The organism is Enhydrobacter sp. (assembly GCA_025808875.1).
Lineage (GTDB): Bacteria > Pseudomonadota > Alphaproteobacteria > Reyranellales > Reyranellaceae > Reyranella.
The window spans coordinates 4,420,588-4,434,693 of sequence record CP075528.1; the positions used below are offsets into that span (position 1 = coordinate 4,420,588).

Genomic DNA, 14,106 nt, shown 5'->3' on the forward strand with positions numbered 1-14,106 from the left:
GTCGGCCTCCTACTCGATGATGTCGCCGCTCAGCAGGAACTTGCAGAGCGCGGCGGTGCCGACGAAGCCCATCATGGCGATCAGCAGCGCCGCCTCGAAGTAGACGGTGCTGACCAGCCCGATGCCGAGCAGCATCACCAAAGCGATGGTGTTGATCGCGAGCGTGTCGAGGGCGAGGATGCGGTCGGGCAGTCCGGGCCCGCGCGCCAGCCGCCACAGGTTGAGCGCCATGGCCACGACGACGGCGGCAAAGGCAATCGGTACGGCGACAGTCAGCATCGGAAGATCTCCTTCAACGGCGCTTCGTAGCGGTTCTTGATGGTGGCGATCATGGCGTCGCGATCGTCGACGTCGAGCGCATGGACCAGCAGCACACTGCGCGGACGGTCGATCTCGACCGAGACGGTGCCGGGCGTCAGCGAGATGATGCTGCCCAGCAGGGTGGCGACGAAGGGGTCGGCGACGTCGAGCGGTATTTCGATGAAGGCCGGTCGCAGGCGGTCGAGCGGCCCCAGCACGAGGCGCGCCACCTGCCAGTTGGCGACGACGATGTCGCCCATCACACGCGCGAACAGCAGCACGGCGACCCACGGCCGCACCAAGCGCGGCCGGTCGAACCAGAGGTTGCTGGTCAGGATCGGAATCGCGACGGCCAGGATCGCCGCCAGCAGGAAGTGACCGAGGGAGATGGCGGGCGCCAGCACCAGCCACACGCCGAGGATGACGACCGAAACCAGGGGCTGCGGCAACAGGCGAGCGAACCACGTCATGGCCGACGCTCGCGCTCGACCTGCGGCACCGCGCCCAGCACCGCCGTGACATAGGGCTGCCGCGCGTGGAGCTGCTGGGCGGCGGCGTGGGCAAAGCCGCCGACGGGGCCCGCCGCCAGGGCGAGCACGGGGCTCGCGACCACCAGGATCGTCAGGGCGACCGACCCGGCCAGCGAGCGCGGCGCGACGGCCGGCTCGCCGGGCCCGCGGCCCGGTTCCCAGAAATAGGCGCTGGCGGCGCGGGCCAGCACCAAGGCGACCACGAGGCCCGATAGCAGGAGGGCCACCCAGACGACGACGCCCGAGCCGGTCGACCACAGCGATTGCATCACCATAAGCTTGCCGATGAAGCCCGAGAAGGGAGGCAGGCCGCTGATCGCGAGGGCGAGCACGAGATAGGCGCCGCCCAACGCCGCGAGGCCGGCGAGCGGCGGTCCCTTGATCAGCGCGTCGCCTGCCGCGCCGCGTTGCCGGGCGATCGCGTCGCCCAGCAGGAAGAGGCCCGCGGTCACCAGGGTGGTGTGCGGCAGGTAGTAGAGCGCCGCCGCCGTGGCGCGCGCTTCCGATGCGGCGATCGCCACCAGGAGCGTGCCCATCGACACCAGGATCAGGTTGGCGACGACCACGGCGAAACCGCGCGCGGCGAGCGCGCCCACGGTGCCGGTCGCGATGGTGAGCAGGGCGAGGATCGGCAGCCAGTCGTCGAGCAGTCCGGCGGTAAGCGGCGACGAGTCGAGGCCGATCGCCGAGACGCGCAGCAGGGCGTAGACGCCGACCTTGGTCATGATGGCGAACAGGGCGGCGACCGGAGCGCTCGCCGCCGAGTAGACCGGCGGCAGCCAGAACGACAGCGGCAGGAGCGCCGCCTTGAGCAGGAATACCGCGACGAGCAGCGCGAGCGCCGTGCGTGCCAGCGCCTGATCGGCCGGCGCGAGCTGCGGCAGCACGAGCGTGAGGTCGGCGAGGTTGAGCGTGCCGAACGTGCCGTAGAGCAGGCCGAGGGCGATCAGGAACACTGCCGAGCCGGCGAGGTTCAGCACCAGATAGGCGAAGCCCGCCCGCACCCGCCGCGGGCCGCCGCCATGGACCAGCAGGGCGTAGGACGCCAGCAGCAGGATCTCGAAGAAGACGAAGAGATTGAACAGGTCGCCGGTCGTGAAGGCGCCGGCGAGGCCGGCGAGCTGCATCTGGAACAGGGCATGGAAGTGCCGGCCTTGCGCGTCGACGCCGCCTGAGGCGTGCAGCAGCACCGGGACGGCGAGCGCCGACATCAGCGCCACCATGAGCGCCGACAGCCGGTCGATCACCAGCACGATGCCGTAGGGCGCGGGCCAGTTGCCCAGCGAATAGACGGCGATGTCGCCGCTCGCCGTCTGGCACAGCAGCACGACCGATACCAGAACCAGCAGGCCTACAGACACCGCCGACAGGGCACGCTGCAGGCCGATGCCGCGGTCGTGGGCGATCATGCAGAGCACGGCCGCCACGAAGGGGATGACGACGGGCAGGATCGGCCAGTGGTTCATCGCTCGCCCCCCGCGTCGACATGGTCGCTGCCGCTTTCGCCCTTGGCGCGCAGCGCCAGCGCCACCAGGTAGGCGGTCATGCCGAAACCGATGACGATCGCCGTCAACACCAGCGCCTGCGGCAGGGGGTCGGCCTGATCGTGCGCCTCGCGCAGCATCAGGGGCGGCCAGCCGCCGCCCAGTCGGCCGCCGAAGAAGATCAACAGGTTGACCGCGTAGGACAGCAGGGTGAGGCCGAGGATCACCGAGAAGCTGCGAACCTGAAGCAGCAGCCAGATGCCGAAGCCGGCCAGCGCGCCGACGCCGAGTGCCGCCACGATCTCCATCAGGCCGCTCCCGCCGCCGGCAGCGGGCCACCAGGCGCCAGCTCGCGCCGGCTGAGCATGCCGAGTTCGGCCAGTGCCAGCATCACCGCGCCCACCACCGTGAGGAACACGCCGAGGTCGAACGCGACGGCCGAGGCGAGCTCGAACGATTCGATGACCGGCGGATGGACGTAGCCGAAGGCGCCGGTCAGGAACGGCAGGCCGAACAGCCAGCTCGCCAGGCCGGTGCCGAGCGCGATCGACAGTCCGATGCCCAGCACCCGCACGTAGTCGATGCGCAGGCGCTGGGCGGCGAAATCGATGCCGCTCGCGATGTACTGCAGCATCAGCGCGACCGCCGCGATCAGGCCGGCGATGAAGCCGCCGCCGGGCAGGTTGTGACCGCGCAGGAAGATGTAGACGGCCACCGCCAGGGCGAGCGGCAGCAGGGGCCGCATCATCTGCGCCAGCATGATCGGATGGCGGTCGGCCTCGCGGCCGGTGCCGACGGCATAGGGTCTGAGACGCAACCCCTCGAGCGCGGCGTGAATGGCGAGCGCCGCCATCGCCAGCACGGCGATCTCGCCCAGCGTGTCGAAGCCGCGGAAGTCGACCAGGATGACGTTGACGACGTTGGTGCCGCCACCGAGCGGCACGGCGTTGGCGAGGTGATAGCCGGAGATGGTGTCGAACGGCCGCGTCAGCATGGCGTAGGTGAGGAGCGCGATGCCGCCGCCGCCCAGCACCGCCAGCACGCCCGCCCAGGGTACGCGCGCGGCGGGCTCCACCGGTCCCTCGCCCGGCAGGAACCGCAGCGCCAGCAGCAGCAGCACGATGGTCACCACCTCGACCGAGAGCTGGGTGAGCGCGAGATCCGGCGCCTTGAAGCGGATGAAGGCGAGCGCCACGATCAGGCCGGCCACGCTCATGAACATCACCGCGATCAGGCGGCGGCGATGGAAGACGGCGGTGCCGGCGGCGCCCAGCACCAGGGCGGCGAGCGCCGCCACGCTCGGCACATCGGGCGGTGTCACGCCGACCGGGCCGGTGAGCGGCGCCGGCGCGGCGCCGAGCCAGGCTCCGCCGGCCAGCACTAGGGCGAAGGCGGTGAAGTGCACGAGGTAGCGCGGCAGCGACGGCTTGTCGACGAGCGCCATCAGGCGCGCCGACGCCTGGGCGGCGTCGCGGTAGAGACGCTCGAAGACGACGGTGCTGGAAATGCGCGGCAGGTAGCGCTCGTGCAGATCGAACAGGAAGCGCCGGTTGCGGTAGTAGAGCAGGCCAAGCACGAAGGCGGCAGCGCTCATCGCCAGCGGCAGGTTCCAGCCGTGCCACAGGGCGAGCTTGAACGGCGGCACGCCCGCCGGCAGCACGGCGCCCGCCGCGGCCGTGAGGATCGGACCGACGGAGAATTGCGGCAGCAGGCCGACCAGCAGCACGAGTGCCACCAGCACCTCGACGGGCACGCGCATCCAGCGCGGCGGCTCGTGCGGCGTCTTGGGCAGGTCGATCGGCTCGCCGTTGAAGAACACGTCGTGGACGAAGCGCACCGAATAGGCCACCGACAGCATGCCGGCAAGCGTGACCAGGACAGGGACGAGATAGGCGCCGTCGCCGAAAGACACGGGGTGCTGGAGGGCCTCGGTGAAGAACATCTCCTTGGACAGGAATCCGTTGAGCAGCGGCACGCCGGCCATCGATCCGGCGGCGACGATGCCCAGGGTCGCGGTCCACGGCATGTACTTGGCCAGGCCGTTGATGCGCCGCATGTCGCGCGTGCCGCATTCGTGGTCGATGATGCCGGCCGCCATGAACAGCGAGGCCTTGAAGATGGCGTGGTTGATGATGTGGAACACGCCGGCCACGGCGCTCATCGGCGTGTCGAGGCCGAACAGCAGGGTCACCAGGCCGAGATGGCTGATCGTCGAGTAGGCGAGCAGGCCCTTGAAGTCGTCCTTCAGCATGGCGATGTAGGCACCGTAGACGAAGGTGACCGCGCCGGTCAGGCTCACCACCACGAACCACGTGTCGGTGCCCGACAGCACGGGCGACATGCGGGCGAGAAGGAACACACCGGCCTTCACCATGGTCGCCGAGTGCAGGTAGGCCGACACCGGCGTCGGCGCCGCCATCGCGTTGGGCAGCCAGAAATGAAAGGGAAACTGCGCCGACTTGGTGAAGGCGCCGATCAGGACCAGCGCCAGGATCGCCGGGTAGAGCACATGGTCGCGCACGGTGTCGGCGCGGGCGATGATCTCGGTGAATTCGAAGCTGCCGGCGACATGGCCCAGCAGCAGCAGGCCGGCGAGAAGGGCGAGGCCGCCGCCGCCCGTCACCGCGAACGACATGCGCGCGGCGATGCGCGCGTCGTGCGCCTCGAACTTGTAGGCGATCAACAGGAACGAGGTGACGCTGGTGATCTCCCAGAACACCAGCATGACGAGGATGTTCTCGGCCAGCACCACGCCCAGCATGCCGCCGGCGAAGGCCAGGAGAAGGGCGTAGAACCGGCCGAGCCTGTCGTCCTCGGGCAGGTAGTAGGCGGCATAGAGCACGATCAGCACGCCGATGCCGAGGATCAGCAGGCAGAACAGCAGGCCGAGTCCGTCGAGTCGCAGGGCGAGGTCGAGGCCCCAGTCGGGCAGCCAGGGAATGCGCAGGATCGGCACGCCGCCATCGAGCACCTCGCCGAACGACGGAACGACGAAGGCGAGACCCGCGACCATCGAGCCCGCCGCCACCCACGCGGCGGCACGGCGCGACCGGCGCGCCGCGACCATCACCAACAGGGCTCCGAGAAATGGCGACAGCAGAACGGCGCCGACGGAAAGGGCTTCCATGGGGAGCATAGATAATGGATCGCACAGCCGATGCAATTGCGCGACGATTCAGCGCCGCGGCATTTCCGCCGTCTCGGTCGCGGCCGGAGGCGCGAAGTAGTTCACGCTGTCCGGCGCGTTGGCGCCACCGGTGATGACGAAGGCCATCGCCTCGTCGAACGTCCAGTTGGTCACCGTGAGGGCGCGCATCGGCACGATCTCGATATAGCCCGAAGTCGGGTTGGGCGAGGTCGGCACGTAGACCGCGGCGAGCTCCTCGCCGGTCGACTCGTCGCGCAAGGTGCGCGTGACCAGCCCGACCGCCTTCATCTCGGGCGACGGGAAGTTGATCAGCACGACGCGGCGCTCGCCCTCGGGCGAGCGCTCGGCGACGGTGAGGAAGCGCTTGGTGGCATGGTAGATCTTGTCGACGACCGGGATGCGATCGATCATCGCCTCGAACAGCGCGATCAGCCGCCGGCCGACGACGCGGGTGGTCATCCATCCCAGCGCCCACAGGGCGGCGAGGATGATGAGTACGGCGAGCACCGACAGGATCGTGTCGCTGGTCAGCCACCGGGCGAGCTCGGGCTGCTCCGGCGCCACGGCGCGCGACAGCGCCGACGCCCACGGCCGGCCGATGCGCGACAGCAGCCCGAACAGGAAATCGACGATCACCCAGGTGATGGCGAGCGGCGCGGCCGTGATGACGCCGACGACGATGTAGCGACCCGCCGACCGCATGCCCGCTTTTTGCTTCAAGGAAAGCGCTCCATCGCAGCAAGAGTCCCCGGACCCACTCGACGACGACCGTGACTGTTCGTTGGGAAATTGGAGCGGGCGAAGGGATTCGAACCCTCGACCCCGACCTTGGCAAGGATCAAGATTGGGCTAACTCCCTGATCTTGCTGAGCACGGAGTACTAAAGCCTGCCACGATGCATAGGGACATAGCAGGAATTGCGCGCAACTTGCGCTCAGCAATTTGCCCACGGCATCGACGTATCGTGACGCTCGGCCGACTGTTGTTCGCCTGGATCATTGCCGATGGCGACATGCATCTCAAGAATCTGGCGATCCTGAAAAGCGCAGGTCCACGTTCTCGGCAGTTCACATCGGTAAGGTTTGCGCCTTTGTACGATCCGCTCACGACGTTCGTATTTCCAGAACTCGACAGGAATATGGCTTTCAAGCTCGCTGGCAAAGACAGTCGCTTGGTGCGCAAAGACTTCCTCACTCTCGCGCGCACAATAGAATTGCCGGTTGATCGTGCCGATGCATTGATAACTGAAATGGCTTCGGTCCTGAGAAAAGCCGCCACTCAGATCCAGCTGCCGTTGATTGCCAACCGAAGAGCCAGGAAGGAAGCGAACGCCATTGCCGGAAAAGTAGCCGCAATCGTCCGAGCACGCGCGGAAGCGATGTAATCGACAGAAAAATTGGAGCGGGCGAAGGGATTCGAACCCTCGACCCCGACCTTGGCAAGGTCGTGCTCTACCCCTGAGCTACGCCCGCGCTCCGTACCGGCGGGTAGGCGCCGGAAGGCGGAGTTGATAGGGGTTTTCCCCCGGAATGGCAAGCCCGCCGCAAGCGCGTCGCCGCCCTTCGCCGCTGCACGGCTTCGGGTGGCCTGGCCGCACGTTTGCTCTTCAATCCCCCGCGGTTCCGCCGGCGCGAAGGCGAATCACCCCTGGGCCAGCAGCCGCTGCAGGTACTTGCCGTATTCGCTCTGCGCGATCGGCTCGATCAGCGCCGCGAGGCCCGCGTCGTCGATGTAGCCCTTGCGCCAGGCAACTTCCTCGGGGCTGCCGATCTGCAGGCCCTGGCGGTCCTCGACCGTCTCGACGAACTGCGCGGCGCGCAAGAGGCTCGACGGCGTGCCGGTATCGAGCCAGGCATAGCCGCGGCCGAGCTTCTCGACGGTGAGCCGGCCGTTCTTCAGATAGTGCGCGTTGACGTCGCTGATCTCGAGCTCGCCGCGCGCCGAGCGCGGCAGGCCGGCGGCCACGTCGCAGACGTCGGCGTCGTAGAAATAGAGTCCGGTCACCGCCCAGTTCGAGCGCGGCTCCCTGGGCTTCTCGACGATCGACACAGGCTTGCCCGCGGCATCGAACTCGACCACGCCGTAGGCCTGCGGATCGGCGACCCAGTAGGCGTAGACGACGGCGCCGCTCGCCTGCGCGCCGCGCTCCGCCACCGCCGGCAGTGAATCGCCGTAGAACAGGTTGTCGCCCAGGATCAGGCCGACGCGGTCGCCGCCGATGAAGTTGCGGCCGACGAGAAACACCTCGGCGATGCCGCCCGGCCGCTCCTGGGTCGCGTAATCGATGGAGAGTCCCCATTGCCGGCCGTCGCCGAACAGCCGGCGATAGGCCTCGACGTCGTGCGGATTGACGACCAGCAGGATGTCGCGGCAGCCCGCCAGCATCAGCGTGGTGAGCGAGTAGTAGACCATCGGCTTGTTGTAGACCGGCAGGAGCTGCTTGTTCGCCGCCCGCGTCATCGGGTAGAGCCGTGTGCCGCTGCCGCCGGAGAGAACGATGCCCTTCATCCCGCCGCTATAAATCGCGCCGATGCTGACCCCGCAACAACTATTCGACCGCCTCGCCGCGCTCGGCATCGCCCATCGCACGGTCGAGCATGCGCCTGTGTTCACCGTCGAGCAGGCCAAGGCGCATCGCGGCGAACTGCCGGGCCATCACATCAAGAACCTCTTCCTGCGCAACAAGAAGGAGGAGATGTGGCTGGTCGTGGCGCCGGAAGACTGCACCGTCGACCTGAAGCGCCTGGGCGAGGCACTCGGCGCCGGACGGCTCTCCTTCGGCAGCGCCGAGCGGCTGCGCCGGTATCTCGGCGTCGAGCCGGGATCGGTGACGCCCTTCGCCGTCATCAACGACACCGGTCATGACGTCCGGCTGGTGCTCGACAGCGCCCTGCGCGAGGGTGGGCCGATCAACGCCCATCCGCTCGTCAATACCCTGACGTCCGCCGTCGACCTGGCCGATCTGCTGCGCTTCTTCGCGGCGACCGGCCACGCGCCGCGCTGGCTCGACCTGCCGCGCTGACGGATGACAATCGACCATAGAATGTTATAGTATAACTGAATGTTCCGCCGCTCCCTGCTCGTCCTGCCGGCGCTCCTGATCGGCGCCCCGGCCCTCGCGCAATCCAGGCTCAAGGTGGTCGCGACCTTCTCGATCCTGGGCGATCTCGTCGTCCAGATCGGCGGCGATGCCGTCGACCTCGCCGTGCTGGTCGGGCCCGACACCGATGCCCACACCTATCAACCCCGGCCGGCGGACGCGCGCCTGCTGGTCGAGGCGCAGGTATTGGTGAGCAACGGGCTGGGCTTCGAAGGCTGGATCGACCGGCTGGCCAAGGCCGCACCCTTCAAGGGCCGCGCCGTGGTGGCGAGCCAGGGCGTGCCGACGATCACGGCCGGCCACGGGCATGGCCATGGTCACGGCCACAGTCATGGCCATGGACCGGACGCGCATTGCTGGCAGGACGTCGCCCGCACCCGCCGCTACGTCTCCAACATCGCCGCGGGACTGGGCAGCGCCGATCCGGCGAACGCCGCGCACTATCGCGAACGCGCCCTCGCCTACGACAAGCGGCTGGCCGAGCTCGATGTCTGGATCAAGGCCGAGATCGCCAAGGTGCCCGCGGCGCAGCGCAAGGTCATCACCGGCCACGATTCGTTTGGTTACTTCGCCAGGGCCTATGGCGTTCAGTTCAGCGCACCGCGCGGCTACAGCACCGAGAGCCAGCCGTCGGCCAAGGACGTCGCTGCCCTGATCCGGCAGGTGCGCGAACAGAAGATCAAGGCGCTGTTCGTCGAGAACATGAGCAACCCGGGGCTGGTCGAGCAGATCGCCCGCGAATCGGGGGCGGTCGTCGGCCCGACGCTCTACAGCGACGCCCTCTCGGCGCCAGGCGGTCCAGCGCCGACCTACGAGGCGATGATGCGCTACAACGTGTCGGCGCTGGTCGCCGGCATGCTGAAAAACTAGCGCCGGAGGACGTGCGGGAGTTTTGGCGATTTTGGCAATTTCGGCAGGCATCGCCGGATACCCCCTCGATGCCTCGGTGAGACATTCGGGCGAATATCCAATAATATCAATGGCTTGAGATGTCTCACCGGGTGAGACATCGGTGAGACATAGGCTTGTGGATGAGTGGACACCGAGGACTGCAGGGGACTGTGTGGATTCGTGGACGAATCGCCTCCGATGCCGATGCCATCGGCATCGGAGCCGTCCCCTCCAGTGTGGACTCGGCGAGGACGCCGGACCCGCCGCGGCTCAAGCCGACGCGAAGGCCAGGCCCGCGGCGAGGCGCGCGGCCTGCAGTGTGTTGAACATCAGGCACGCCACGGTCATCGGCCCCACGCCGCCCGGCACCGGCGTGAGATGGCCGGCAACGGATCGCGCCTCGTCGAAGGCGACGTCGCCCACCAGCCGGCTCTTGCCCTCCGGCATCGGCACGCGGTTGATGCCGACATCGATCACGGCCGCGTCCGGCTTGATCCAGTCGCCGCGCACGAAGCCGGGACGGCCGATCGCCACGACCAGGATGTCGGCCTGACGGCAGAGCGCCGGCAGGTCGCGCGTGCGCGAATGCGCGATCGTCACGGTGCAATCGGCGCGCAGCAGCAACTGCGCGACGGGCCGGCCGACCAGGTTCGAGCGGCCGACGATGACGGCATGCCGGCCGGCGAGCGGGCCGAGCGTGTCGGCGAGCAGCATCGACACGCCGAGCGGCGTGCAGGGCACGGGGAAGTCGAGCGGCGCACCGGGCGCGATCGAGCCCAGCCGACCGACATTGACCGGATGGAAGCCGTCGACGTCCTTGGCCGGATCGATCGCCAACAGCACCTTGGACGTGTCGATATGCCGGGGCAGCGGAAGCTGGACCAGGATGCCGTTCACCGCGGGATCGGCGTTGAGCCTCGCAATCAGCGCCAGCAGATCGGCGTCGCTCGTCTCCTCGGGCAGGCGATGGTCGAAGCTCGCCATGCCGAGCTCGGCCGCCGTCTTGCCCTTGCTCTTCACATAGACCTGGCTCGCCGGATCGCCGCCCACCAGCACCGTCGCGAGGCCGGGCCGGGGAAGACCCCGGGCCGTCATGTCCGACACGCCTTCGCCCACGCGCCGGCGCAGGCCCGCGGCGAACGCCTTGCCGTCGATCAGTCTCGCCTCAGCCATGCGCGCGCACCCATTCGATGATCCTGCCGGCGACCATATCGGGCGCGCCGGCGACGTTGACGACCTTGCCGCGCGAGGCGGCGCCCTTGACCACAGAGAAGGCCGAGCGCGGCAATCGCCATTGCTCGGCCAGCAGGACGATCACGGCCGCGTTCGCCCTTCCGTCCTCGGGCGGCGCTGTCACCGCGGCATTGAGGGCGTCACCCGACGTTTCGAGAGTCGTGCGCCGGGCCCGCGGCCGCACCCGCAACTCGACGGTGACGCCGCCGGGGTTGCGTCTCAAAAAGGCCGGGTCGTTCAGCGGGGCCAGTACTCCCACAGCAGGCTGCGGATGAAGAACAGCGCCAACAGCAGGATCACCGGCGAGATGTCGATGCCGCCGAGATTGGGCAGGAGGCGCCGGATCGGCCGCAACGCCGGCTCGGTGATGCGATAGAGGAAGTCGACGATCCAGCGGATGAACTGGTTGCGGACATTGACAACGCCGAACGCGACCAGCCAGCTCATGATGGCGCTCGCGATCACGATCCAGGTGTAGATATCGATGATCGTGTCGATGAGCAGAAGCATCGATTGCATGGGCCGGCCGTCCTCCGCCACCGGCGCGCGACGCCGGGCGGGCGCACCCTACTCGCCCGGGATTGCCGATCACAAGTCCCTTTCAGGCGCGCGACAGGGCCAGTTCGACGCTGCCCAGGCGGATGGTGCGCGCCGCCGTGATGTCGCGCGGCCCGTGTTCGGGCAGGAGCCGGGCACCGTCGATCCAGGTGCCGCCCGGCGTCCCGAGATCCTCGAGGCCGAGCCGGCCTGCCGAGCACAGAAGCCGCGCATGCGGCCGGCCGACCGACGGATCGGGAATTGAAAGCTCGGCATCCGCTACGGCCGGCGCCCCGGTCAACAGATATGTCGACGCCGCGCCGTCGACGACCAAGGCCATGCCGGCCCCGGTCAGCCTCCAGCCGCGCCGGTCCGCCAGCGCCTGGCGCGGCGGCGCCAGCGCGGCTTGTGTCGATGCAGGTGGTGTCGGTGCAGCCGCGCCGATCGGCACGGGCTGCGCGTCGTCGCGCGGCCAGCGCATGAAGGCGAACACCCAAAGCAGGATCAGCGGCACGATCGTGGCGACGGCGGTCAGCGTCAGCAGCACCGCTGCCATGCCGGCCCAACCCGGCAGGCCCGCCTTCTCGACGATGCGCCAGGCCATCCAGGCGGCGAGAATGGTGCCGACCAGGGCGAAGGCGCTGGTCAGCCCGAGGAAACCGAGAAGCGCACCGATCTCCAGGCCCATGTCTATCGCGTCCCGGGGCGCGCTTCGCCCTTGGGCCAGTCGCTGAAGGCGAGGATCGCCATCACCACCAGGCTGCCGACCACGGGCACGAGATGGAACAGCGACAAGGCACCGGAGAAGCCGGCGCGCGTGCAGATCCGCCAGGTCGGAACGATCAGCAGGAGCGACAGCAGGAGGTGGCCGATCAGGATCGCCAGCAGGACCAGCGATCCCAGGCCGAGCAACCAGCCGATCACGCCGACCTCAACCAAGCGCCACCACCTCGATCTCGACCAGGACGTCTCTCGGCAGACGCGCCACCTCGACGGTCGAGCGGGCCGGCGGCTCGCCGCCGAAATACTCGGCACGGCCGTAGACTTCGTTCATGGCGGCGAAGTCGCCCATGTTCTTGAGAAACACCGTGGTCTTGACCGCCCGGTCGAGATCGCTGCCGGCCGCCTTGAGAACGGCGCGCAGGTTCTTCAGCACCTGATGGGTCTGCTCGGCGACGCCGCCGGCGACGATGGCGCCGCTCTGCGGGTCGAGCGGGATTTGGCCGGCGCAGAAGATCATGCCGCCCGCGGCGATCGCCTGCGAATAGGGACCGAGCGCCGCCGGCGCCGCATTGGTCTGGATCACTTTCTTGCCGTCTGCCACGGGCGCCTCCTCGGGGTGAACGACGACGCTAACACAGGCCGGTTTGCTTGACAGGTGGCCCGCCAGCAAGTATCCGCGCGCTCTCCGGGCGACCGGTCGGAATGGGGGGCTGTAGCTCAGCTGGGAGAGCGCCTCGTTCGCAATGAGGAGGTCAGGGGTTCGATCCCCCTCAGCTCCACCAAACCGACCCGTTGTCTTCATCCGCGCAACGCGGGACTCTCGTCGCCCATGCGTCTGCGCAAGCGCCAACCCGCCCCCGCCGAAATCGGACTGACCGACGCCGAGGGCGAGGTGCTGCTGGCGCTCGACACGCCGCAGAAGATCCAGAAATTCGTCGTCGGCTTGCGCGCCAACTTCGAGGAGCGCGGCGACACGCTGCGGTCGGTGCGCGGCGTGCTCCGTCATCGCAAGGCGCATTGCATCGAAGCCGCCTTCGTCGCGGCCTGCGCGCTGTGGCTGCACGGCGAGCCGCCACTGATCATGGACATGACCGCCAGGGGCGATTCGGATCACGTCGTCACCCTGTTCAGGCGCGGCCGCTGCTGGGGTGCCGTCTCGAAGAGCAACCATGTGTGGCTGCGCTGGCGCGATCCGGTCTATCGCACCCTGCGCGAGCTCGCGATGTCCTACTTCCACGAGTACACCAACCGGCAGCGCAAGACGCTGCGCACCTACTCGGTCCCGGTCGACCTGCGGCGCTTTCCGACCGGGATGTGGGTGACCAATGCGGACGATTGCTGGGAGGTCGGCGCGGCGCTCGACGACGTCCGGCACTTCCGGCTGATCTCGTCGGCTCAGGCGGCCCATCTGATGCCGCGCGACGACACCGAACTGCGCGCCGACGACATGGTACAGTACGAGAGGCGAGATCGAAGACGCGCCCGGAGGTATTGAATGCTCTTGCTGCTGCGGACCCTTCTCCTGCCGTGGCTGCTCGGCGCGGCGGCGCCGGTCAATGCCCAGATTCCCGCCGAGTGGCAGGGCGCAGCGCAGGCCGTGATCGGCACTATCGAACGCGGCAGTCCCGAAGCGGACAAGCCGTGGGGGCCCGAGCTCACCGAAGGATGGCGGCTGGCGCGCGCATGGCGGCTGCACAACAACGGCAACATCGAGATCATCCTGGCGGAGTATCTCACCTTCACCGCCCTCTGCCGGCAGCCGGGCTGCGCCGGCAGCACCATCGAAGGCGACTCCTATACTGCCGTCGCGCAACGGGTGAAGGCCGAGCGTGCGCAGCAGGGCGGATCCTACGGCCTGGCCCGGGCGGCCCATGCCTGGCTCGCGAAGCTCGACGACCCCAGCGGGGCGACGGCGAAGAACGCTGCGATGTGGAACGCCGACCTCGACGCGGCCGCGGCCGATTTCGCCACCGGCAATCTCTACGCCCTCGCCTGGCTGCTGGCCCGGAGTCGGCCGACGCAGGCGGCGCAGGCCTCGACCTTCGCCCGTTTCGCCCTCCTCGTGCAGGGCAAGGCCTGGATCGGGTCGCGCTGCCTCGACATCAGGCGGGTCGCCACCGTGCTCGATGCGCCGCCGAGAGTCGATAGATGCAACTAAGT

Annotated in this window: 18 protein-coding genes and 2 tRNA genes; 6 read left to right on the plus strand and 14 right to left on the minus strand. The window is 68.5% G+C overall.

Going from position 1 to position 14,106, the window contains the following annotated elements; translation table 11 throughout:
• Positions 1-9: 9 nt before the first annotated feature.
• From KIT25_21915 to KIT25_21940, 6 genes are read right to left on the minus strand one after another with little or no spacing between them, the layout of a single operon-like run.
• Positions 10-279 (minus strand): K+/H+ antiporter subunit F, encoded by a 270-nt coding sequence (locus KIT25_21915; protein UYN94651.1) that lies wholly within the window; start codon positions 277-279, stop codon positions 10-12.
• Positions 273-770: a Na+/H+ antiporter subunit E gene (locus tag KIT25_21920; protein UYN94652.1), complete on the minus strand. Its 498-nt coding sequence runs from the start codon at positions 768-770 to the stop codon at positions 273-275. Before KIT25_21920 ends, KIT25_21915 begins: the two co-directional genes overlap by 7 nt.
• The gene (locus tag KIT25_21925; GenBank protein UYN94653.1) at positions 767-2,296 is read right to left on the minus strand and encodes a monovalent cation/H+ antiporter subunit D; all 1,530 of its coding nucleotides are present in this window, start codon (positions 2,294-2,296) and stop codon (positions 767-769) included. Before KIT25_21925 ends, KIT25_21920 begins: the two co-directional genes overlap by 4 nt.
• Positions 2,293-2,622 (minus strand): Na+/H+ antiporter subunit C, encoded by a 330-nt coding sequence (locus KIT25_21930; protein ID UYN94654.1) that lies wholly within the window; start codon positions 2,620-2,622, stop codon positions 2,293-2,295. The genes KIT25_21925 and KIT25_21930 overlap by 4 nt, the downstream gene beginning before the upstream one ends.
• Positions 2,622-5,441, minus strand: coding sequence for a monovalent cation/H+ antiporter subunit A (locus KIT25_21935; protein UYN94655.1), 2,820 nt, complete (start codon positions 5,439-5,441; stop codon positions 2,622-2,624). Before KIT25_21935 ends, KIT25_21930 begins: the two co-directional genes overlap by 1 nt.
• Positions 5,442-5,489: 48 nt before the next feature.
• Positions 5,490-6,182: a DUF502 domain-containing protein gene (locus tag KIT25_21940; protein ID UYN94656.1), complete on the minus strand. Its 693-nt coding sequence runs from the start codon at positions 6,180-6,182 to the stop codon at positions 5,490-5,492.
• Positions 6,183-6,357: 175 nt separating this feature from the next.
• Between KIT25_21940 and KIT25_21945 the strand changes: the two genes are divergently transcribed.
• Entirely contained in the window at positions 6,358-6,846 is a 489-nt protein-coding gene (locus KIT25_21945) for a HipA domain-containing protein (GenBank protein UYN94657.1), read from the plus strand.
• Positions 6,847-6,859: 13 nt separating this feature from the next.
• Here KIT25_21945 and KIT25_21950 read toward each other — a convergent pair.
• Positions 6,860-6,934, minus strand: a tRNA-Gly gene (locus tag KIT25_21950).
• Between the two features lie 169 nt (positions 6,935-7,103).
• Positions 7,104-7,970, minus strand: coding sequence for a glucose-1-phosphate thymidylyltransferase RfbA (rfbA, locus tag KIT25_21955; GenBank protein UYN94658.1), 867 nt, complete (start codon positions 7,968-7,970; stop codon positions 7,104-7,106).
• Positions 7,971-7,992: 22 nt separating this feature from the next.
• Here rfbA and KIT25_21960 point away from each other — a divergent pair, with 22 nt between their 5' ends.
• Together KIT25_21960 and KIT25_21965 are read left to right on the plus strand one after the other, a co-directional pair.
• On the plus strand, positions 7,993-8,484 hold the full coding sequence (locus KIT25_21960) for a prolyl-tRNA synthetase associated domain-containing protein (protein ID UYN94659.1): 492 nt from the start codon (positions 7,993-7,995) through the stop codon (positions 8,482-8,484).
• Positions 8,485-8,523: 39 nt separating this feature from the next.
• Positions 8,524-9,432, plus strand: a complete 909-nt coding sequence (locus KIT25_21965; GenBank protein ID UYN94660.1) for a zinc ABC transporter substrate-binding protein — start codon at positions 8,524-8,526, stop codon at positions 9,430-9,432.
• A 291-nt stretch (positions 9,433-9,723) separates the two neighbouring features.
• Here the strand turns inward: KIT25_21965 and folD are convergent, their stop codons facing one another.
• From folD to KIT25_21995, 6 genes are all read right to left on the minus strand, one after another.
• Entirely contained in the window at positions 9,724-10,626 is a 903-nt protein-coding gene (gene folD / locus KIT25_21970; protein ID UYN94661.1) for a bifunctional methylenetetrahydrofolate dehydrogenase/methenyltetrahydrofolate cyclohydrolase FolD, read from the minus strand.
• Positions 10,619-10,936 carry a DUF167 domain-containing protein gene (locus KIT25_21975; GenBank protein UYN98023.1) on the minus strand — a complete coding sequence of 106 codons (318 nt, stop codon included), beginning with the start codon at positions 10,934-10,936 and terminating at the stop codon, positions 10,619-10,621. Before KIT25_21975 ends, folD begins: the two co-directional genes overlap by 8 nt.
• Positions 10,924-11,205 (minus strand): YggT family protein, encoded by a 282-nt coding sequence (locus tag KIT25_21980; GenBank protein UYN94662.1) that lies wholly within the window; start codon positions 11,203-11,205, stop codon positions 10,924-10,926. Before KIT25_21980 ends, KIT25_21975 begins: the two co-directional genes overlap by 13 nt.
• 82 nt (positions 11,206-11,287) lie before the next feature.
• The gene (locus tag KIT25_21985; protein ID UYN94663.1) at positions 11,288-11,911 is read right to left on the minus strand and encodes an FHA domain-containing protein; all 624 of its coding nucleotides are present in this window, start codon (positions 11,909-11,911) and stop codon (positions 11,288-11,290) included.
• A gap of 2 nt (positions 11,912-11,913) precedes the next feature.
• Positions 11,914-12,162 carry a hypothetical protein gene (locus KIT25_21990; protein UYN94664.1) on the minus strand — a complete coding sequence of 83 codons (249 nt, stop codon included), beginning with the start codon at positions 12,160-12,162 and terminating at the stop codon, positions 11,914-11,916.
• Positions 12,155-12,547, minus strand: a complete 393-nt coding sequence (locus KIT25_21995; GenBank protein UYN94665.1) for a RidA family protein — start codon at positions 12,545-12,547, stop codon at positions 12,155-12,157. Before KIT25_21995 ends, KIT25_21990 begins: the two co-directional genes overlap by 8 nt.
• 105 nt (positions 12,548-12,652) lie before the next feature.
• On the opposite strand from KIT25_21995, the gene KIT25_22000 reads away from it, so the two are divergent.
• The 3 genes from KIT25_22000 to KIT25_22010 all read left to right on the plus strand — a co-directional run bounded on the left by KIT25_22000 (position 12,653) and on the right by KIT25_22010 (position 14,104).
• Positions 12,653-12,728, plus strand: a tRNA-Ala gene (locus KIT25_22000).
• Positions 12,729-12,775: 47 nt separating this feature from the next.
• Positions 12,776-13,441 (plus strand): hypothetical protein, encoded by a 666-nt coding sequence (locus KIT25_22005; protein UYN94666.1) that lies wholly within the window; start codon positions 12,776-12,778, stop codon positions 13,439-13,441.
• Positions 13,442-14,104, plus strand: a complete 663-nt coding sequence (locus KIT25_22010) for a hypothetical protein (GenBank protein UYN94667.1) — start codon at positions 13,442-13,444, stop codon at positions 14,102-14,104. It begins immediately after the preceding gene.
• Positions 14,105-14,106 lie beyond the last annotated feature (2 nt).